This window comes from Acinetobacter sp. YH12235 (assembly GCF_013417705.1).
Taxonomy (GTDB): domain Bacteria; phylum Pseudomonadota; class Gammaproteobacteria; order Pseudomonadales; family Moraxellaceae; genus Acinetobacter.
In genome coordinates this window covers 89,928-110,775 of record NZ_VPDL01000002.1, presented here as the reverse complement: position 1 = coordinate 110,775, position 20,848 = coordinate 89,928, and the positions used below count along the sequence as shown (strand labels likewise).

Here is a 20,848-nt window from a genome sequence, read left to right as displayed (position 1 = left end):
TCCAGTTCTATGAAAATCCGTATCTTGACCATCGGCCAGAAAATGCCGGCTTGGGTGTTGACAGGCTTTGAAGACTATTTCAAACGTATCCAGCCTTTTGTACAGACTCAGGTGGTTGAATTGCCCATGGCGAAACGGGGCAAAAACGATTCTGAAGCCGATATTATGAAATACCGGAATATTGAAGGTGACAGTATTTTAAATGCCTTAAAACAGAATGAAGTCCTGATTGCACTAGAAGTCGGTGGCCGTGAGTTTAGTACGGAAAAACTGGCTGAAACCATGAAAGGCTGGATGCTGGAAGGTCATGATATTGCCTTGGCGATTGGTGGGCCAGATGGCCATTCTGAAGCAGTCCGAAAAGCAGCAGCCTGGCATTGGTCCCTGTCTAAACTCACCTTGCCACATCCGCTAGTCCGTGTAATGCTGATTGAACAACTGTATCGCGCCATGAGCATCAACCATAATCATCCTTATCACCGTGCAGGCTGATCTGTTGATGCGTTCTGATTATGCAACGTTTTGTTGAACAATTCCCCCTGCCTTTGCTTCTCTTTTTATTGCATGATTAAAACATTGAATTAATGTGGTTTGACTTATGAACTTACAGACTTTGCCCGGCTTATTTATTTCTCATGGTTCCCCTATGCTCGCGCTCAATCCTGAGCAGGTTGGCCCGGCATTGCACCGTTTAAGCCTGAATCTGCCACGTCCAACTGCCATTATTGTTATGTCGGCACATTGGGAAAGTGAAGCTCTGGAAGTCAATACAGGTATTCGTCCTGAAACCTGGCATGACTTCCGTGGCTTTCCACCTGAGTTATATGAGTTACGCTACCCTGCTCCCGGCAATCCAGAGCTGGCTGAGCAAGTCTTGGGCTTATTGGCCAATGCCGGGTTCTCTGCACATGCCAACAGCACCCGTCCACGTGATCATGGCGTCTGGATGCCGCTCTTACATATGTATCCAGAAGCAGACATCCCGGTGGTTGAAATTTCTTTACCAATGTCGATGAGTGCAGAAAAGATTTACAAGATTGGCCAGACGTTGGCGCCACTTCGTGAGCAGCAGGTTTTTCTGATCGGGTCAGGCAGTATTACCCATAATTTGCGTGAATTGTCCTGGCAGGGAAATAGCGATGAAGTTCCGGAATGGGCATCGACCTTCCGCAACTATGTGGCCAATAAATTAACCCATAGCGATTTTGATGCTGTGCTGGACTGGCAATCCATTCCTCAACTGAAACGCAACCATCCAACGCTGGAACACTTTGCGCCGCTATTCTTTGCCATGGGCACCGGCAACCGTTTCAGTATCGTGCATAGCAGTTTTACGATGGGCGCTTTGGGAATGGATATTTACCGTTTTGACTGACAGTAAACTTCAACCATTTAACATCCGACTTTTTAATTTGGATACATTTTGTTAGCAAAAGCTACGTTTTGTATCCATATTTTTTGTTAATCTCTTGATTATAATCACGTTGAAACTTTAGCACATAGAATATAAACCAATGAAATTCAGTATTTTTGCGCTTGCCCTATTCCCTTTGGCTTTAACTGCATGTCAATCTTCTCATCTTCCTGCCGCTTCAGGAGATACAGCTATTTCTACTCTATCCACCACATTAAAAACGCCTACACAAATTTTACCCGCTTATACTTGGGAATTTGATCGTGGGCTGCAACGCCCGATTGTTCTGAGCTTTGATCAGCAAGGCAGACTGAGTGTAGCTTCTGGCTGTAATGGCCTTGGCACGAGCTGGACTGTTAAAGATAATACCCTGAGTACTGGTGACATGATGGGTACCATGATGGCGTGTGATGCACCATTAATGGAACAGGAACGTTTTATCAGCCAGCTTCTGCAAAAGCGTGATATTCCGTTTAGTCTGGATCTAAGTGATGCCAATCAGCCAAAACTGAGTATTACTACAGCTGATGGTCAAAAATATGTCTTTACCGGAAAAATGACACCGGAAACCAAATACCAAGGTCAGGCAGAAACCATTTTCCTGGAAGTTTCGCCACAGACTAAAGCCTGTACGGGTGTAGCTCAGCAAACCTGCTTACAGGTGAAAGAAATCAAATATGATGAAAAAGGTTTAAAGACTCAAGTAGATAAAGACTGGACTTTATTTTACGATCAGATTGAAGGTTTTCAGCATACACCGAATGAGCGTCAGATTATTCGGGTAAAACGTTATGAAATCAAAAATCCGGCAGCTGACCAGTCTAAATATGCCTATATATTCGACATGGCTGTAGAGCGTGAAACAGTCAAAGGCACTCTTTAAAGATAAAATCTGAACATAAAAAAACCGAGGCATTCACCTCGGTTTTTTTAAGCTTAAACTAAGTCAGACTTAGAATACGCCTTGAGAAAGCATTGCATCAGCAACTTTTACGAAGCCAGCGATGTTTGCGCCGTCTACATAGTTTACAATACCGTCTTCTTTAGTACCGTATTTCACACAGTTGCGGTGAATTTCTTTCATGATCGCATGCAGACGTTCGTCAACTTCTTCGAAAGTCCAGCCTAAACGCAATGCGTTTTGAGACATTTCAAGACCAGAAGTTGCTACACCACCGGCGTTAGATGCTTTACCTGGAGCATAAAGGATTTTCGCTTCAACGAATTTCTCAACTGCTTCAAGTGTAGAAGGCATGTTCGCGCCTTCAGCAACACAAATTACGCCGTTTGCAAGAAGCGCTGCTGCATCATTCGCATCAAGTTCGTTTTGAGTCGCACATGGAAGCGCGATATCACATTTGATACCCCAAGGACGTTGACCTTCAAGGTATTCAAAACCGTGTTTAGATGCAAATTCAGAGATACGGCCACGTTTAATGTTTTTCAGTTCCATCACTTCAGCAAGAAGCTCTTCAGTGAAACCGTCTTTAACGTGAACAGTACCCGCAGAGTCAGATAGAGAAACAACTTTAGCACCCAGGAACATTGCTTTTTCAGCAGCGTACTGGGCAACGTTACCAGAACCAGAGATTGTTACCACTTTATCTTTGAAGCTTTCGCCACGAGTTTTCAGCATCTCTTCAGCGAAATACACTGTACCGTAACCAGTTGCTTCTGGACGAGCCAGAGAACCACCGAAAGTCAGGCCTTTACCAGTGAATACACATGAAGTGTCATTGCTGAGTTTTTTCATCATACCAGCCATGTAACCAACTTCACGGCCACCCACACCGATATCACCCGCTGGGATATCTGTATTAGAACCAAGATGACGATAAAGCTCGATGATTAACGCTTGGCAGAAACGCATGATTTCGCCTTCTGATTTGCCTTTAGGGTCAAAATCAGAACCGCCTTTACCACCACCCATAGGCAATGTAGTCAGGGCATTTTTGAAAGTTTGCTCGAAACCGAGGAATTTCAAAATAGAAAGGTTCACTGACGGGTGGAAACGCATACCACCTTTGAATGGACCAATCGCTGAGTTGTACTGTACGCGGAACGCACGGTTAACCTGTGTTTGACCTTGGTCATCTACCCAAGCAACACGGAACTGGATCGCACGCTCAGGTTCAACTAGACGTTCTAGTAAACCATGTGCTGCGTATTGTGGATTCTTTTCAATGAATGGCCACAAACTGGTCATCACTTCTTCTACAGCTTGAAGAAATTCGGGTTGATGTGCATCACGTGATTTTACGTAATCTAGGAACTCATTAAGTGTGTTGTATTTCAACGCTTAATCCTCAGCAGAAAATGGATCAAAATTGGTCAAATTTACAATCAATGTTAAATTTTGGCGCAAAATATTAAATATCTTTTGTAACTAATCTACAATACTTTTTTGAAAAATAGTTTAAATTTAATTTGATAACAATTATTTATATTGATTATGAATATTTTTTCTGTGTGCTTAAATGCCAATTGAATCAATGCTTAATTGTTAATTTATGCCTGATAATAATGCACAAAGTGACCTTTAATCGTGCATAACTTAGTTCCTTAAAAACATGTTAAAATTGTTAAATTGACATATTTTGTTTCATTCACTCTAAGGCTCAGCCCGAGCAGCCTAGGTTATTCATGAATTCGCAGATCTCTCTAGTCCAGTCTATTGATGCTTTATTGCCCCAAACCCAGTGCGGTTTATGTGGTCATCGTGATGGCTGCTTGCCCTATGCTCAATCCATTGCTGAGGGCGAAGATGCCAATAAATGTGTACCGGGTGGACAGCCCGTCGCTGATGCTCTGGCAACATTGTTAAATCGTTCTAAACTGCCCGCTGAAGAAAGTGTCTGGCCCATTCAGACGGATGGTCGTCCTCAGCGCATGAAAGCCATCATTCGTGAAGATGAATGTATTGGTTGTACCAAATGCATCAGTGCCTGTCCGGTCGATGCGATTATTGGCTCAGGTAAATTAATGCATACTGTGCTCACTGACTTGTGTACCGGCTGTGAACTCTGCATTTCGCCTTGCCCGGTAGACTGTATTGATCTGGTCGAAGACCTTCAGCCTTTGCCAAACGAAACTCAGCGTATTGCTGAACAGGATGACTTGCGCAAACGTTACTACGCGCATATTCAACGCGAAGAAAAACGTCGCATCGACCGTAAGGGACCTGTCGTTCGTGCCGAGATTAATACTACCCTATTTGCCCAGTTCTCTGCTCAGGTCGATCAGGTTCCAGCCATTGAAATCGTGAAAAAACCAGCAGATGAAGTGGTTACACTTGATGCCAAAACCACGATTGAACTTGCAAAATTACGTACACAAATCAAAAAGTTAGAAAAACAGCTTTCGGTCCGTGAGGATGCACGCAAACGTCTGCAACTTGAAGAACTGATGCAGCAATTACAGGCTTTACAGGGATAAGATCATGACTACAGTAACAGCCAAGCCTGTAAAAAACATGACTAAAAAACAGATTCAGACTTTCTTTGAGCGCCTGCGTGAGCAGCGTCCGAATCCAAAAACTGAATTGAATTATTCCAGTCCATTTGAATTACTGGTTGCAGTGACCCTGTCTGCCCAAGCTACGGATGTGAGCGTCAATAAAGCCACCGATAAACTGTTTCCGGTCGCCAATACACCGGAAGCGATTTATGCACTCGGCGTGGATGGGCTGAAGGAATATATCAAAACGATTGGCCTGTATAACTCCAAAGCTGTGAACGTCATTAAAGCCTGTGAAATGCTCATCAAGAAGCATAACAGCGTAGTACCGGACAATCGTGCAGATCTGGAAGCTTTACCGGGTGTAGGACGCAAAACAGCGAATGTGGTGCTAAATACCGCCTTTGGCCAACCGACCATGGCTGTGGATACGCATATCTTTCGTGTTGGTAACCGTACCGGGTTGGCGGTGGGTAAAAACGTGCTTGAGGTCGAGCATCGTCTGGTCAAAGTGATTCCAAAAGAATTTATTATTGATTCACATCACTGGCTGATTTTACATGGCCGCTATTGCTGCATCGCACGTAAACCGAAGTGTCATGAATGTGTGGTCGCCGATGTCTGCAATTGGCCCGACCGTTTTGAATTTGGCGCAGGTCGCGCAATTCCGGTGAAAAATATTGAAGCTGAACGCTAGGTTCAGCTTTTTAATTTAAGTACTCGAAAAGTTTTTTATTTTTTATTTTGCTCAGCCTGTTCTTGCTTGCGCTTTTGCTCAAGCTCGGCCTGTAATTTGGGATGCAGCTGACGCTCAGGCACCTTACCCACATTCTCAGCACGTTCTTCCTGACGTACTTTTTTCAGCATCTTGAAGCTGACATAGAACAGCGCAAACAGTACTGCCAGAAATACAATCATCAATCCCAATACAGCAAATTTCACAGCAGATCCTTTTGAACAATACAATAAAAAGAGCCCTAATATGACTTAGGGCTCTTTGAAAGTCAAAATGATCGGAAACCGATTATTTTGCTTGATCCAGAATCGCGAAAAGATCTTTTTGAACTTCTTCGATTGGACGTAGACCGTTTAACTTGTCATAAGTCGGTGCATTTTCGCCTGAAGCTGCACGGCCTTGATAGAAGCCAACCAGCTGTTCAGTTTCAGTGTGGTATGAACCTAAACGGCGACGAATAGTTTCTTCCTGGTCATCTGGACGTTGTACCAGATCTTCACCAGTTTCATCATCTTTACCTTCCACTTTTGGCGGGTTGTAAACGATGTGATAAACGCGACCAGACGCCGGGTGTTGACGACGACCAGATAGACGTTGAACGATTTCTTCATCCGGCACATCAATTTCAATCACATGATCAATTGCAATGCCTTCTTTTTCCAGCGCTTCAGCTTGAGGAATCGTACGTGGGAAACCATCAAAGATGCAGCCATTTGCACAGTCAGGTTGTGCAATACGCTCTTTGACCAGACCAATGATCAATTCATCAGAAACCAAACCGCCATTGTCCATGACGCTTTTAGCTTGTAGACCTAATTCAGTTCCTTCACGAATTGCAGCACGGAGCATATCACCGGTTGAAATTTGTGGGATATTGTAGCGCTTACAGATCAACTGAGCTTGTGTACCTTTACCTGCTCCAGGTGGTCCGAGTAAGATAATGCGCATATATAAACATCCTCATTTTTTAACTATGTATAAGATACCCAGCTTCACACGACCAAAACGTGTGCTGCTCTTTGGCATCTAATTATAAGAAAGCCACAAACAAATGGATTAAACCCGCAACAAAACCGGTAACTCCCCCCAGGACAATCAAGATCCATTCATCTTCCTGAAAAGCAGGACGTAATAGATTCTGAAACTCGTTAGGCGTCAAATCACGTATGCGGTCTCTAAACATTTGATAGATCTTCTGTGCACGGCTCGCATTAAACGCAGGGTCGCTTACAGGCACCATCGTAATTTCAATCGAGCGATCGATCAAGTCTGTCTTGAGTTTTGCATACTCTTTTGGTCCTAAAGACAACTGTAAAGAGGTCCGAACCAGCGGTGTTTCCATAATTTCGTTAATATGACGTTTGACAATACGGCGGGTTTTATCTTTTTTACCACCATACATCATTTCTGTCATGATCGATTTTAGCGTAATCAGATCTTCTGTGACCACACTTGCAAATACGTCAGAGACTTCCTCCTGACGTTTCATAAATGCGCCTTGTATGTTATAGGTGCCAATTCTTGGAATCACCGGCTTGATCCAAGGGAATCTATGATCGGCTGTACGCTTAAAGAATTGCGGGTATTTAATATAATGCGGTTCTACCGGATTAAACACCATCCAGATCGCAATCCAGTTAGTCAGGAAGCCCCAGATAGCAGCCCAGAACGGTACGGTCCAGTGCCATGGCACCACAAACCAGACCACCATCTGGAACAGGCCAAAGAACATCCCGATCAGGGCACTGATATGCCAGATAAAGTTGATTTCTTTCTGTCCGACTTTCAGGAACATGCGCACCATTAAACGACGATCGCCTTCCATTTGACTGACCACCATGTCGCGCATATCGACCAGTGACTCGACGTTCATGGTCAGTTCAGTCACCAATTCTTTTAATACCTGTGGCAGCTGTTTATGGGCTTGGGCATAAATACGGCGCTTGATTGAATAAGGCAAGTTTTCCCATAACACCGCATTTCGGTCCATCATGACTTCATCAATCAGATGTTCCAGTTCAAAACCGACCTGTTCCCCGATAATACGTGCCATATCATCCGGATCCATTGCCTGCAAGAACTCTTGGATAGAACCCAATTTAGACAAGGTATTATCCGTGATAATTCCTGAGATTCTTCCAGCTTTACGTGGCACAATACCTTGCCAGCCAACAGGAACAGGCCCGACATGAAAACCCCAAAAATTAATTGGATAAAACACCATTTTTAGCGCCATCCACACGTGAGCCCATGTTACGAATGCGGTCACCGGGATAATGCTGAGCACTGCCCAAAAATCTGGGCGATTCAAGAAGGCTTGCCACAATTCATTGACGTACTCAAGCATGCATAAATTCCATATTTAATTTTTTGTTCACAGAATACAGGTATTAATAAAGTTGAATATTTTGTCTATAAACCGATACTTAAAGTATAGGAGAATTGTAGTCTGGGTTCAGTTTTGGCTACAACGCGACCATTACTGTCCTGTAATTTCTCCCCCGCCCCAATACCGATACTAAAACTGCTGATCCGTTCTGAACTAAGCAAAACATACGCCAGATCAATGCCCCCACCTAAACGGCTTTCGTATTTGCCATCAACCTGTTTGCTATCGATATGACCGGCATAAGCCCCTACATAATAACCATTTTTGTCCTTGCCGGTGAGGTGTGCAGGATAACGAAAGCCAACTTGTGCTCCAACTGTACGATCATCGTTGAGAAAAGCACCACCTTTCACATAAGCAATCCCATAAGGATTCACCCATTCAGTGTTTAGATGGATAAGTTTCTGGGTAAAACCGACCCCAACATTAAATGCTTTAGGCTCACGATCCTCAGTTCTGTTTGTCGTATTATTCACTTGATCATGTGCATATACCCCATTTGCAAAGAATGCAAATGCCAACAAAGGGTAAACTTTGTTCATTCCTTCACCATCTTCCTTAATTATAGTTTTTGGTAGAGTCCTATTTTTATTTAATTTTGACTTTATCAGAATTATTAAAACTCTTGTACACAGCACTTTACAATTTTCATGTCTGCAAAGTCAAAGTTTAAACACAGGAATTGCTATAGCCAGTTTTCCATTATCAAATCCCGTACAGTTGCGCTAGAATACTCCACTTTGATTCCTTTCCCTCTGGCCTTAAGTCGATCGCGTATGAAGCAGCACTTTCCTTTAAAAAATGCACAACAAGAAAAGCGCATCTATAGCAGTCGGGTCTGGATCTCTGTCGGTATTGTGGTTTTCTTTATGCTGCTGCTGGTCAGCCGCTATGCCTATTTGCAAATTTTTAATTTTGAAACCTTCTCTACGGCTTCTGACCAGAACCGTATTCGTCTGCAGCCTTTAGCGCCAGCACGCGGTTATATTTACGATCGTAACGGTATTTTACTTGCCGATAATTATCCTGTTTTCACAGCTACCTTAAGCCGCGCCGATGTGCAGGATATTGATGATACGCTGAAACGTCTTACACCTATTCTGGAATTAACCGAAGAAGATATTGAACGTTTTCAGGCACGCATCAAGACGGCGCGTAAAACTGAGCGTGTGTCAATCAAGCTGAATCTGAATGAAAATGATATTGCCCGTTTTAGTGAGGTGAAATATCTATTTCCGGGCGTCAATATTGAAACGCAGATGACCCGTTATTATCCGCATGGTGAACTCTTCGCGCATGTGATTGGTTATGTTGGCCGTATTAATGACAAAGAACTCAAAGAAATTGATAAGGACCTCTATGCCGGATCTAACCTGATCGGGAAAATCGGGGTAGAAAAATACTATGAAGATTTATTACATGGTGTGCCGGGTAATGAATCTGTTGAGGCTGATGCTTTCGGTAATGTTCTGCGTCACTTAGGCCGTAAAGAGCCGGTACGCGGTAATGATCTGTATTTATCACTGGATTATGGTCTACAAACCATTGCCACTGAACAACTGGCCGGTCGTCGTGGTGCTATTGTCGCGATTGACCCACGTACAGGTGAAATTCTGGCGCTGGTTTCCAGTCCAAGTTTTAACCCTAATTTATTTGTCACCGGGATTAGTAGCAAAGACTATTCAGGCCTTCGTGACAGTTTGGATCAGCCACTCTATAACCGTGCTGTTCAAGGGGCCTATCCTCCAGGTTCGACCATTAAACCGATGTTTGGCCTGGGTGGCCTTCATTATGGCCTGGTCGATTGGGATACAGCAATTTCCGATCCCGGCTATTTCACACTTCCGGGCGATTCGCATAAATTCCGCGACTGGAAAAAGTCAGGACACGGCGTAGTCAACTTGCATAAATCGCAAGTGGTCTCGTGCGATACCTTCTTCTACATTTTGTCGTTCCGTATGGGCATTGAAAAAATGAACACATGGATGCGCCAGTTTGGCTTTGGCGAAAAAACTGGTGTCGATTTACCAAGTGAAAGCTCAGGACTTTACCCAAGTCCGGAATGGAAAATGCGTACCCGTAAATCCAAATGGTCACGTGGTGAAACCATCTCGGTGAGTATTGGTCAGGGTGCCTTTACCGCCACACCATTACAGCTCGCCATGGCAACTGCTATTACAGCAAATCAAGGCTCACATGTTACGCCTCACGTACTGCGTGAAAGTAAAGGTGCCAAACCTTTCACCGTACATAATGCCCCTAATGGTAAAATCGACTTTAATGGTCAACCAGATGACTGGATCAAAATGCGTGATGCGATGATCGATGTGGTTCAGTCAGGGACAGGTCGCGGAATCCGCACGCCGATGTATCAAATCGCAGGTAAAACCGGTACGGCACAGGTAAAAAGTATTGCCCAAGGTAAGCGCTATAATGAAGCCCTGCTGACTGAACGCCAGCTGGATCATGGTCTATTTGTTGGTTTTGCACCTGCTGAAGCCCCTGAAATTGCAGTAGTCGTTGTCTGGGAAAATGGCCGACATGGGGGTTCTGCTGCGCAACTGGCTAAACCGTTATTTGACTACTGGTTACTGTCTCGCGATAAAAATCCGATTCACCCTGCCGGCCATCAAATTAGTGGCGGTCTCATGACAGCAGGTATTAAACCGGGCGAATTGCCAAGTGGACCAAACCTGTTAAGTGCAGACCCGAATGCTACCCCAACTCAAGAAGGCAGTCAGGCGACCCATGCACAGCCAAACAATCCGCAACCTGCAACTTCTCGCTCTGCTCCTGCAGCCAATGACGATCAGGAATAATTCATGAAAAACCAACTTAGAATTATTGGTGGTGACTGGAAACGCCGTCAATTGGCTTTTGCCAGTATCGAAGGATTACGTCCCACACCTGATCGTGTGCGTGAAACTTTATTTAACTGGCTAATGTGGGATGTCCAGAATACCTGTGTCTTGGATCTGTGTACCGGTTCAGGCGCTTTATCCTTTGAAGCTTTATCACGTGGTGCAGCTTCAGTGGTGATGATTGAGCCGGATCGTACTCAGGCACAATTCCTCACCCAAAATCTGGAATTACTCAAAGTCACCAAAGCACGTGCGCAACTCAAAATTGCGACAGCACAACAAGCATTAACCAGCCTGAAACAGCAGTTTGATCTGGTCTTTCTAGACCCACCGTATAGTCTGGACCTATGGGAAACTTTGGCCACTCAAGCTGATCCACTGATCAAAGAAGATGGTTTTATCTATGTAGAAGCCGATCGTGAACTGAGTACATTGAAGTTACCAAGTTCATGGCGTTTAGTTAAAAATACCAAAGCCGGTACAGTACGCGCAGGGCTGTATCAGAAAAAAGCGGCTTAAGACCTACTTATATTAAATACTTAAATAAAAAAGGATTCCTTAAAGGAATCCTTTTTCATAAATGGAAGGTAACGATTAACGATTACGACGCCAATCCCGATCGCCTCTGTCACGTTTCCAGTCACGATGATCTTTATGTTTTTTCCAGTCCTTATCACCACGATCCCGATCATAATGTCCATTACGATCATGATGACCGCGATAACCTTCATCCCAAGGATCAACCACACAGCCTGTTAGCGCTACTGCCAATACAGATGACAGTAATATCATTTTTTTCATTTTCATCACCTCTATACCGCACTCAATTAGTATCAAGTGATTTCATGAAGAGTACGCGGAGCCATTGTTGCACTCTTGTATGATTTTGTTCATTTTCCATACTTAATTAAAGGATTTGTCTCGGATTTAATAAAAATCATTTATGCATATTTACACTTAGATTCGCATAAATACAGCTAAGGATCTGCTTGGTTTTTCTAGCCATATTTTGAATACTACAAACTTTTCCAATATCCTGATTTTTATGACCTGGCTACTCTTTATTCTTGGTGCAATTATCGCAGGATTTGTACAGGGACTTACCGGTTTTGCTTTTGCATTAATTGCCATGTCATTCTGGGTATGGGGATTAAGTCCTCAACTTGCTGCGCCCTTAGTGGTTTTTGCCTCGGTGTGGAGTCACCTCATTTCATTATCCAATGAACCTAGACTTCCTCATCTGCACCGAACCTTATATCTACCTTATTTAATTGCTGGTCTGATCGGTGTCCCACTCGGCACCTGGTTACTGAATATCGTTGAGGCGAGTACTTTTCGTATTTTGCTTGGTATATTTCTCGTGATCTGGTGTCCACTGATGTTGCTTAATCCACAGGTTAAATTGATTCAGCATTCAGGCAAAACTGCGGACGTAGGCATTGGTTTGATCGGTGGTATTTTAGGAGGTTTAGGGGGATTCTGCGGTTCTGTGCCATCTGCCTGGCTGATGCTGAAACAACTACCGAAAGAACAGCAGCGCTATATATTGCGTCATTTTAATTTTGCCATACAGGTGTTTACCTTGGCCGCCTATTTACTGCAAGGCACCTTAAATCAGACTCACCTTCCCTATATGGCGGTACTCATTCTAGCTGTAAGTATTCCCGCTATTTTAGGCGCACGTCTGTTTCATCAAATTTCAGAATTACGTTTTAAACAGATTGTCTTAGGCTTGCTCTTCAGCTCGGGCTGCTTTCTCCTGATCAAAGAAGGCATTGACTCATTTGCGCGATAGAGCAGCTCTAAAACCTTACATCACTTTGCTTTCAGCCCTATTGCTGTTATGTTAGCCCGAATGATTCTCAGGCGGATATAAGCAATGCAAATTCGTGATCAAATTATCCTTGTGACTGGTGGTGCTCGTGGATTGGGACTAGCCATTACCCAGCTCCTGATTCAGGAAGGTGCACGTGTGGTAGTAAATTACCATAGCAGCAAAACCCAAGCTGAAGCTTTGCAAAATCAGTATCCTGATCAGATCTTTGCCTGTCAGGCAGATGTAACACAAGCTGATCAGGTACAAGCTTTATTCACTGCCAGCAAGGCCCATTTTGGAGAAGCCATCCATTCCGTTATTAATAATGCGCTGGTGCAGTTTGAGTTTAATGGTGATGAGCGACCTAAAGTTGAAGATCTGACTTGGGAAAGCATGGCCCGTCAGTTTAGTGGAGCAGTTCAAGCCTGTTTAAATACGACGCAAGCTGCATTAGAAGATATGAAACAGGCACATTTTGGTCGTATCGTGAATATTGGGACTAACCTGGTTCAAAACCCTGTCGTTCCTTATCATGATTATACGACTGGGAAAGCGGCGCTATTGGCCTTTACCCGAACTACTGCGCAAGACCTGGGTCAGTATGGGATTAACGTGAACATGCTTTCAGGCGGATTACTGCAAACTACAGATGCAAGTAAAGCAACGCCTGACTTTGTCTTTGACCTGATTGCTCAATCCACTCCTTTACGTCGCGTGATTACACCTGAAGAATTTGCGTCTGCTATTCTGATGTTCCTGTCACCTTATTCACGTGCAGTGACAGGTCAAAACTTGATTGTCGATGGCGGACTGGTTAAAGGTTAAAGATCGCCAAGGAAGAATGAGATTCTGAATTTTATTCTTCTATTTTTTGACCAGTTGTTGAATAAAACTACTTTTGCATAGCGCATTTACTTCTACAATAGTGCGCTCCCCATCAAAGTTCATCTATTTTCTATGAAACTCCTAACGGCATTGCTCAGTAGCATGTTACTGGCAGGTTGTATGTCCAATGATCTTAAAAAGTCAGAACAGCTTCTGCGAAACTTCAATTGTGCCAAGATTGATACAGCGCAAATGCCACACAGTAGTATGACGGATTATTATCAACACATGCTATACAGCAGCAAAACCAAGGTCGAATCTTATATTGAGCAATATCATCAAGGAGAAGAGCTTTTTGACCTGCCTTTATATGAAGTGGTAGAACAGCAATACAATCTTTATAAAGATGCCTGCCAGAATCTGGGGGGAATTTTATCTGAAGAGAATCAAAATTAAATTCGGTATTTATATATCGTACAGAAAAGCAGAGTCCATCCCTCTGCTTTTATTTTTCCTGAAATTAAAAATAGCGTTGATCAATACTGAATTTTTCAGGAAATTTAGGTTCAATATTGGCATAGAACGTCATGATCTCAGCCATATCCTGTTCATAATTTCCTGTTGGATAAATGATTTTACCTACGCCCGCTTCTTTTTTTGCATAATCCATATAAGCCAGCGCAATTGGCACACCCGCATTGATCGCCACATGATAAAAACCAGTTTTCCATTGTTCCTGACGGGCGCGTGTGCCTTCCGGCGTAACCAGCATGACTAGTTTAGGATGCTCTTTAAATAGACCTGTCATGACCTGAACCATGCTTGGACGTGGCTCACCCGGTTGTTTGGGACGACGGTCAATACCAATTCCACCCATTGCACGTACAAAAGGCCCAAATGGAAATTTCATATAGCTGTCTTTAATGGTCAGACGCACATTCACTTTTAATGCCTTTAAGGCCAAACGTGCATATAGTGCATCCCAGTTACTGGTATGTGGCGCTGCAATCATCACACATTGATCAAGGTCTTCGGGCCATTGGTCATCGGTTTTCCAGCCCATTAAATTTAAAGTTTTCTCAGCTAAATTTTCAAACACAGCTACATCACAATCATTATCAAAATTTCGCCACAGTCTAACAATGCAGCAGAATATAGATAGTGCATCCTGATCAATAAAACATCAATTAATATATATTTGTATTTTTAAGCTTTAGGAAGAATTTCAATTTATTGTTATTTGAATATTTCTTCTTTCACTACCTATTGCAAGCTCACTCTTTTAAGCAAATAGTGAGTTCAATTTATTTTACTGATTTATATATTTTTCCATCCTAATTTTAGGATATGTCGATTTTAGCTTTCTTTCTATACTTCGCTGACATAATAAATTTCAGGAAGATTTTCATGAAAAAGACTTTAATTTGTCTTGCCTTAGCGGGGTTACTTACAGCATGTGGCGGTTCAGATAATGATCGTACAGAGGGTTCATCACCTGTTCCACCTACAGCTCCGGTCGGGACCGAAACTGGTGTACTGACAGATGGAATTATCTCAGGGGTAACATATATCACCAGCAGCGGTGCGGAAGGGGTTACTAATGAAAAAGGTGAATTTAAATTTAATGATGGAGAAAAGGTTAAATTCCTGATTGGTGACGTACAACTAGGTCAAGAAATTGAAGCGAAAGAACGTGTTACTCCGTTAGATTTAGCACAAACTGAAAATGCACGTACCAATCTGATGGTGCTTTTACAGTCTTTAGATACAGATAGTAATCATGACAATGGGATTAGCATCAGTACTGAAGCTGCTAATGCCCTTCTTAATAAAAGTTTAGATTTTTCTAAGGCCCCTACAGCATTTGCTACAGACGTGGTATCAACAGGCGTAGTTACCACAGAAAAATTGATTACACCTGAAAAAGCTGCAGAAAACTTCCAGTCAACTTTCTATAAAGATATTGCCGGTACTTGGGAAATTGGCCGTAATGCAAACAGCGCTGTTCTAATCCATATTTTAGAAGATGGCCGTTATGCCTTAGGTCAAGCAGAAGCTGCTGATGGTGATGGAACGCCTGGCATTGAAACTGGAGAGTTAAACTGGAATGCAACTACCAGTGTAATTTCACCGCGTATTATTCAAGACAGTAATGGTGAATGGGGACTCTCACATCCTGCAGAAGGCAAACCTTATACGTTAAACTATGATGGAATGACCTTAATTCTGACAGAACCGGGGATCAATACCGAATACCGTTTAAGCCGCGTCAAACAGTCTGCTAATGGTCTGGTAGGTGCATGGAGATTTAGTGACACCCATTTATTTGCCTTCTTTGACACAAACTATTATTTCTTCCTGGACACTGAAGGCGGAGATGATTGTGGCTGGCCTGGTATTGAATATGGCAAATTTATCCTCTCAGGTAATACACTTACGACCACTGAAGTTTTATTCGATACCAATGAATGTGGCGGATTACAAGACAGTTCCGATGGCAGCAAGACCATTGCAAACATCAATGTATCGGCTGAAACTCTGATCTTGCATCCACAAGGTGAAGGTCCTGTAACATTACAGCGCGTTAGATAATGAGCACTGCCTACCTAAAGAATTATCTTTAGGTAGGTTTAATTAATATGTTCAAAATGAATCGTACATCCCATCAATAAGTGCATCAGCTCAATTTGTGAAGTGCAGTCAGTTTTTTCATAAATATTCTTAAAATAAGTGCGTACTGAACTTAAAGTGATCCCACATTTCACTGCAATTTCTTCTAATTTATAGCCATTGATTAAAAGTTCACACAAATCAAATTCACGTTTTGACAGTTGATATGCTTGCTGCAAATAAGCTCTAGATAATGAATAATGCCGGTTTTTGTCTGTCATAAATACAGCAATCTGATGCTGAGCTTCAGAAAATTGCTGCATTTTTCTCAACCTTTTAAAAGGCACAACAGTGAGCATCAATTGCTGTCCTTTAGAATCCTGCAAAGCCAAGACCCCGCCTATTTCACTCGACATACTGGTATCTTCCAGCAAAGCACTCGATAGCAATCTTTCCAGACGTTCCTGATCACCTACCGGTGTTTTCAGCCGGTTATGCATATCCATTTCCAGACATGTTGAAGCTTCAATCATGCTTTGTGCTAGTGGATTTGAATAAGATAACTTGAGATCCTGATCCAGCAAAATAATACCGATTTTTAAACAGTCTAATACGGTATATAAGCTGATATTGTCTTGTTGTACCAAACTGATTTGCCGATGAATCTGTAAAGAGCGACGCAAATGTATGCCGATCCGTTTGAGAAAATTCAGTTCAGCTGCTTCAAAACCTTGAGTGTGCGGAGCACGATGTAGTCCCATGACTGCCCAGCGATAATTTCCTCTGTCCAGTAATACTCCCGCCATATATCCTATCCCTGTAGGCTTAAGGCATTTTTCATAAAAGATATACTGTTCTGTTCCAGGTTGATCTGCATAATGACGGCAGTCCTGATTAAGTGCCTCCCCCATATCAATTTCATTCCATAAAGGCATATGCAGCTTCATGTCAATGACCCGAATCCGTTCATCCTGATAAGCAGCCAGACTTTCTTCCGGGATATTGTAAGTATAAACAAAGTCATAGGCGGGATTGAATTGATCAAGACCGGTAAAAATTGCACTATGACTCTGGGTATATTGCACAATATCCTGAATGACCTCTAGCCATAAAGCAGGCAATAAAGCAGCATCATATATTTTCGCGATGATATTATTTTCCTGTTCTGCTTTCATGACCGCTCTTATTAATAATTATTTTTATCAAATCATAACCTTAAGGTTTATAAAATAAAACTAAAGAAAACCTATCGCTTATTTTGTATTTTAATTATCTTCGTTTCTCATCTACATATATTTAATCCGTTTCACTTAACGAATCAATTTTTAACAAGATCTCTCTGTATATTGATAGCTCATACTTTTAATGTAAATCCTAATACAGAAGAACAAGAGGATGATCTTCAATGAAAAAAATATTATGGCCTGCTTTATTGGTAGTAACAGTTACTAGTTTAAGTGCATGTTCTAAACAGAATGACCGCGATATGGCCAGTGCAGATACTCAATCTAATACCACAAATGCTCCTGTTACTACAGAGACTACAAATAGTCAAAGCAATATGAGTACTGAGATGAGCAGTAATGCTACTGTCAACTCAAACTGGGCAGGCGAATATGAGGGTGTTTTCCCGTGTGCTGACTGCGAAGGGATTAAAGTTGAACTAGATCTTAATCCTGACAAAACTTATGAATTGAGTGAGGAATATTTAGGTAAAACTGGAAATAATGAAACTGAGACCAAAGGTAGCTTCACTTTCGATTCTCAACAACCTTCTATTATCGTCCTAGATGGAAAAGCTGAAAACCGGAAGTTTTATGTAGGTGATAATTTCGTTGAAGCTCGTGATATAGAAACAGGTAAGGAAATACAGAGTAATCTGAATTATAAATTAGTTAAAAAATCACCTTAATCATTTTCTAACTTAATAAAAAATCCCCGCAAATGCGGGGATTTTTTATTTCAACTATGTTGAGGGTAAATTATTTACCGCCAAACACATATGAAACACCTACACGGCCACCAACTTCGTTACCGCCAGCGAAACCAAGAGCAGCACTTAGAGAAGTACGGCCATCAGCGAATACGCTTGCAACACCTAAAGCACCGGCAGTTTCACCTTCATAGTGACCTACACCACCGAATACTGCGAATTGACCAGCACCGATGTTAGGAATTTGTTGTTGAGCAGCTAAAGCAATTGCAACACCACGGTAAGCAGTTTGCTCTACGTCATCAATACGGCTGTTCAAACGAGCTGCTGTAGAATTGAATTGAGTTAAACGAGAATCAACTTCCACTAGAGCAGCATCAACTTTAGCATCAACAGCTTTAGAAGTTTCTTCTAAGTAGCCTTTCACAGAAGTTTTTGAACCAGTAGCAGCGTCAACAAAAGCGATGTCACCAGTGGTTTCAATACCAGCTGCAGTTACTGTAGTTTGCGCTGTAACTTTACCATCTGTAGTATTTGTAGCTTGTAAACCGTAAGTTTTATTACCTGCTTCATCTACTGCAATAATGCCAGTTTTTACATCCTTAGTTGATGTAGATACTGGAGCATTAGAAGTTACTGTATATTTATTACCACTTGTATCATTTGCAACTAATGGGTCTGTACTAGAAATTTTGATTTCACCAGCATTTGGGGCTTTAGAAACAGACTCACCATAGGTAACGTTTAGATTTGATACTAAACCAGTATTTACTGTAGTAGTACGATCGCCACCAGTTGTTTCATCAGCTGTACCTTTACCTACTTTAGTTAAGTTAGCATCACTAGTATCGCCAGTGTAAGCAGTCAAAGTATTATCAGTTGCTTTGAAATATTTACCATTAAATTCAACTACACGATTACCATCTTTATCATCGTAAGCATTTAGTACTGCTGTTGGTGCAGTTGTAGTAGTGCCTGTAACTGAAGTTGTAGTTACTGTACCTTTCTCAAGATCAACCACTCCACCTTTCGCCACATCCAAGACAGCTAAACCATTGCCTGTAACACCAGCTACAGCAGTATTGGCATCAGCTTCAGTTTTAATTGTTGCAAGAGTACCTTGAACATTTTTTCCAGCTAAAGTGAAATCGTATTTAGCTTTACCAGCTGTATCACGATCTTCTTCAGTAATGTTACCAATTTGAACATCTTTTTTAACTGAAACTACATCAGTTGCAGTAGTTGCTGGTGATGTTTCACCTGTAAAAGTGATTTTCTCATCAACTAGACCATTATTACCATGCCAGTCAGTATTTACTAACTGACCTTCAAGAGTATAAGTTCCGGCTGTTGTTGTTGTGGTGGTGGTGGTTGATCCACCAAAAGACCAATAATTATTTTGGTCTACATTACCATCAAAGCTTAAACCACCTGTTGTAGTACCACCTGTTGTAGATGGAGTTGATTCTGTAATTTGGACTTGACCAGCAGACACTACGATTGTGTAATCTTTTGTTTCACCTGTAAATGCTGTTAGCTTATTGCCTTCAAGCTTATACCAACCATTTTGAACAACCCCATTGCTGTCATTAGCATCTTCTACTTTAACAAGAACATCACCTTCAGCATTTGCGTATTTTACTACATCTGCTTGGTTCACTGCTGCTAGCGCACCAAAACTTACTGCTGCTAATGCAGCTGCCAATAAGGTTTTTTGAAATTTCATATAAATTTCCTTCAATTTTTATAAAAAGACTGGCCTACCCTAGGATCATGTAAACCAGCAAAACTGTTACGAATGCGTGGTTAAAAGGGAATTACGCCATTCATACCCCACCGCCACCGCGGTCCTGAGGCAATAATATACAAAACATAACAAATTTATCAATCAAAATTTGATTTATTTTTTAAATATTAATTTATCTATTATGTTTAATATTAATTTATATGTATAACTTTATGTTTTTATTGCATATATAATTGGATTATAATCATCAACTAAAAGTTTATGTTGTTAGAATTATTTACTAATATTTGAATTAAGCTGAGCTAAATAAATTTGATTTAAGAAATAAAGAAAATTCATTACAAATAATTACAACAAGTTATCTTAAATAAAGTTGTTACAATTGAAATATTTTCGAAGTTTTCTTAAAATTAGGCTCTGAAACATTGTAGTATTTAAAATACTTTTTAAGGCTAGGCTTAAAAGTATAGGAATAGATAGAAGGAATTTATGAGCAGCCAAAAAGAAAAAAATCTATTTGCTGAACGGCTGAAAAGTGCTTTAACAAATGCAAGACATCCTATAAGTCCTACTTATTTATCAAAAGAATTTAATTATCGTTATGACGGTCCAGCTATTTCAGTACAGTCAGCAAATAACTGGTTGTTAGGAAAGGCAATTCCTAGCCAAGATAAATTGGCAATACTCGCAATTTGGCTTAATGTTTCCAACCAATGGTTAAGATTTGGAGACCATGATTTTAATCCTGCCCCTCAAGTTTCAGAACATGATACTGAAGATTTGGATTATTATTTAAAGTTTCGCTCTTTAAAAAATACCCAGAAAGATATTATTAAAAAGTTGATTGATGAATTTAATCAATTGTAATCTTTTGAGTGAAGTAAGCTAATAGCTTTCTATGTTCATATTCACTTTTCTTTAAACGATCTTCATACTCTCTTAATTTTCGGTATAAAGATTTTAATTCATCCTTACTCACCAATACAAGTTTAGATTGATCATCTGAATTCTCACCCTCATTTATAACTGTATTGCTCATATTGCCATATATATCAATTATA

General features: G+C 41.4%; 22 protein-coding genes. 13 read left to right on the top strand and 9 right to left on the bottom strand.

The features are described from left to right. Positions 1-9 precede the first annotated feature (9 nt). The 3 genes from rlmH (at position 10) to FTV13_RS01765 (ending at position 2,297) form a co-directional block, all read left to right on the top strand. Positions 10-492 carry a 23S rRNA (pseudouridine(1915)-N(3))-methyltransferase RlmH gene (gene rlmH / locus FTV13_RS01775; RefSeq protein ID WP_179992085.1) on the top strand — a complete coding sequence of 161 codons (483 nt, stop codon included), beginning with the start codon at positions 10-12 and terminating at the stop codon, positions 490-492. 106 nt (positions 493-598) lie between these two features. After that, positions 599-1,375, top strand: coding sequence for a class III extradiol ring-cleavage dioxygenase (locus tag FTV13_RS01770; protein ID WP_180010782.1), 777 nt, complete (start codon positions 599-601; stop codon positions 1,373-1,375). A gap of 139 nt (positions 1,376-1,514) precedes the next feature. Beyond that, positions 1,515-2,297: an META and DUF4377 domain-containing protein gene (locus FTV13_RS01765; RefSeq protein ID WP_179992086.1), complete on the top strand. Its 783-nt coding sequence runs from the start codon at positions 1,515-1,517 to the stop codon at positions 2,295-2,297. A gap of 69 nt (positions 2,298-2,366) precedes the next feature. Here the strand turns inward: FTV13_RS01765 and gdhA are convergent, their stop codons facing one another. Further along, positions 2,367-3,710, bottom strand: a complete 1,344-nt coding sequence (gdhA, locus tag FTV13_RS01760) for an NADP-specific glutamate dehydrogenase (RefSeq protein ID WP_179992087.1) — start codon at positions 3,708-3,710, stop codon at positions 2,367-2,369. Between the two features lie 347 nt (positions 3,711-4,057). On the opposite strand from gdhA, the gene FTV13_RS01755 reads away from it, so the two are divergent. Both FTV13_RS01755 and nth read left to right on the top strand, forming a co-directional pair. After that, positions 4,058-4,849, top strand: a complete 792-nt coding sequence (locus tag FTV13_RS01755; RefSeq protein ID WP_179992088.1) for an RnfABCDGE type electron transport complex subunit B — start codon at positions 4,058-4,060, stop codon at positions 4,847-4,849. Between the two features lie 4 nt (positions 4,850-4,853). After that, a complete protein-coding gene (nth, locus tag FTV13_RS01750) occupies positions 4,854-5,567 on the top strand; it encodes an endonuclease III (RefSeq protein WP_034703692.1) in 714 nt (237 codons plus the stop codon). A gap of 35 nt (positions 5,568-5,602) precedes the next feature. On the opposite strand, the gene FTV13_RS01745 is transcribed toward nth, so the two are convergent. The 4 genes from FTV13_RS01745 to FTV13_RS01730 all read right to left on the bottom strand — a co-directional run bounded on the left by FTV13_RS01745 (position 5,603) and on the right by FTV13_RS01730 (position 8,537). Continuing rightward, entirely contained in the window at positions 5,603-5,812 is a 210-nt protein-coding gene (locus FTV13_RS01745; RefSeq protein ID WP_004782905.1) for a hypothetical protein, read from the bottom strand. A gap of 82 nt (positions 5,813-5,894) precedes the next feature. Further along, a complete protein-coding gene (gene adk / locus FTV13_RS01740) occupies positions 5,895-6,554 on the bottom strand; it encodes an adenylate kinase (RefSeq protein ID WP_004782907.1) in 660 nt (219 codons plus the stop codon). Between the two features lie 82 nt (positions 6,555-6,636). Continuing rightward, positions 6,637-7,953 (bottom strand): membrane protein, encoded by a 1,317-nt coding sequence (locus FTV13_RS01735; RefSeq protein WP_034170491.1) that lies wholly within the window; start codon positions 7,951-7,953, stop codon positions 6,637-6,639. Positions 7,954-8,018: 65 nt separating this feature from the next. Beyond that, positions 8,019-8,537 (bottom strand): hypothetical protein, encoded by a 519-nt coding sequence (locus FTV13_RS01730; protein WP_034170492.1) that lies wholly within the window; start codon positions 8,535-8,537, stop codon positions 8,019-8,021. A gap of 234 nt (positions 8,538-8,771) precedes the next feature. On the opposite strand from FTV13_RS01730, the gene mrdA reads away from it, so the two are divergent. Then, positions 8,772-10,814 carry a penicillin-binding protein 2 gene (gene mrdA / locus FTV13_RS01725; RefSeq protein ID WP_179992089.1) on the top strand — a complete coding sequence of 681 codons (2,043 nt, stop codon included), beginning with the start codon at positions 8,772-8,774 and terminating at the stop codon, positions 10,812-10,814. A gap of 3 nt (positions 10,815-10,817) precedes the next feature. Then, positions 10,818-11,375, top strand: coding sequence for a 16S rRNA (guanine(966)-N(2))-methyltransferase RsmD (gene rsmD / locus FTV13_RS01720; RefSeq protein WP_179992090.1), 558 nt, complete (start codon positions 10,818-10,820; stop codon positions 11,373-11,375). A gap of 75 nt (positions 11,376-11,450) precedes the next feature. Here the strand turns inward: rsmD and FTV13_RS01715 are convergent, their stop codons facing one another. Next, positions 11,451-11,657, bottom strand: a complete 207-nt coding sequence (locus FTV13_RS01715; protein WP_004782913.1) for a hypothetical protein — start codon at positions 11,655-11,657, stop codon at positions 11,451-11,453. A gap of 244 nt (positions 11,658-11,901) precedes the next feature. On the opposite strand from FTV13_RS01715, the gene FTV13_RS01710 reads away from it, so the two are divergent. The 3 genes from FTV13_RS01710 (at position 11,902) to FTV13_RS01700 (ending at position 13,953) form a co-directional block, all read left to right on the top strand. Next, on the top strand, positions 11,902-12,651 hold the full coding sequence (locus tag FTV13_RS01710) for a sulfite exporter TauE/SafE family protein (protein ID WP_166136933.1): 750 nt from the start codon (positions 11,902-11,904) through the stop codon (positions 12,649-12,651). An 84-nt stretch (positions 12,652-12,735) separates the two neighbouring features. After that, on the top strand, positions 12,736-13,497 hold the full coding sequence (locus FTV13_RS01705) for a 3-oxoacyl-ACP reductase (RefSeq protein ID WP_179992091.1): 762 nt from the start codon (positions 12,736-12,738) through the stop codon (positions 13,495-13,497). A gap of 132 nt (positions 13,498-13,629) precedes the next feature. Next, complete coding sequence (locus tag FTV13_RS01700; RefSeq protein WP_125278719.1) at positions 13,630-13,953, top strand: hypothetical protein; 324 nt, start codon at positions 13,630-13,632, stop codon at positions 13,951-13,953. 64 nt (positions 13,954-14,017) lie between these two features. Here the strand turns inward: FTV13_RS01700 and FTV13_RS01695 are convergent, their stop codons facing one another. Further along, positions 14,018-14,596 carry a 1-acyl-sn-glycerol-3-phosphate acyltransferase gene (locus FTV13_RS01695; protein WP_125278720.1) on the bottom strand — a complete coding sequence of 193 codons (579 nt, stop codon included), beginning with the start codon at positions 14,594-14,596 and terminating at the stop codon, positions 14,018-14,020. Positions 14,597-14,904: 308 nt separating this feature from the next. Here FTV13_RS01695 and FTV13_RS01690 point away from each other — a divergent pair, with 308 nt between their 5' ends. After that, positions 14,905-16,089 carry a hypothetical protein gene (locus FTV13_RS01690; protein ID WP_179992092.1) on the top strand — a complete coding sequence of 395 codons (1,185 nt, stop codon included), beginning with the start codon at positions 14,905-14,907 and terminating at the stop codon, positions 16,087-16,089. Between the two features lie 38 nt (positions 16,090-16,127). Here the strand turns inward: FTV13_RS01690 and FTV13_RS01685 are convergent, their stop codons facing one another. Beyond that, positions 16,128-17,282, bottom strand: a complete 1,155-nt coding sequence (locus FTV13_RS01685; RefSeq protein ID WP_179992093.1) for a helix-turn-helix transcriptional regulator — start codon at positions 17,280-17,282, stop codon at positions 16,128-16,130. Between the two features lie 230 nt (positions 17,283-17,512). On the opposite strand from FTV13_RS01685, the gene FTV13_RS01680 reads away from it, so the two are divergent. Then, a complete protein-coding gene (locus tag FTV13_RS01680) occupies positions 17,513-18,019 on the top strand; it encodes a copper resistance protein NlpE (RefSeq protein WP_179992094.1) in 507 nt (168 codons plus the stop codon). Between the two features lie 70 nt (positions 18,020-18,089). Here the strand turns inward: FTV13_RS01680 and FTV13_RS01675 are convergent, their stop codons facing one another. Beyond that, the gene (locus FTV13_RS01675; RefSeq protein ID WP_179992095.1) at positions 18,090-19,766 is read right to left on the bottom strand and encodes a YadA C-terminal domain-containing protein; all 1,677 of its coding nucleotides are present in this window, start codon (positions 19,764-19,766) and stop codon (positions 18,090-18,092) included. 510 nt (positions 19,767-20,276) lie between these two features. Between FTV13_RS01675 and FTV13_RS01670 the strand changes: the two genes are divergently transcribed. Then, a complete protein-coding gene (locus tag FTV13_RS01670; protein ID WP_179992096.1) occupies positions 20,277-20,654 on the top strand; it encodes a hypothetical protein in 378 nt (125 codons plus the stop codon). Positions 20,655-20,848: the final 194 nt, after the last annotated feature.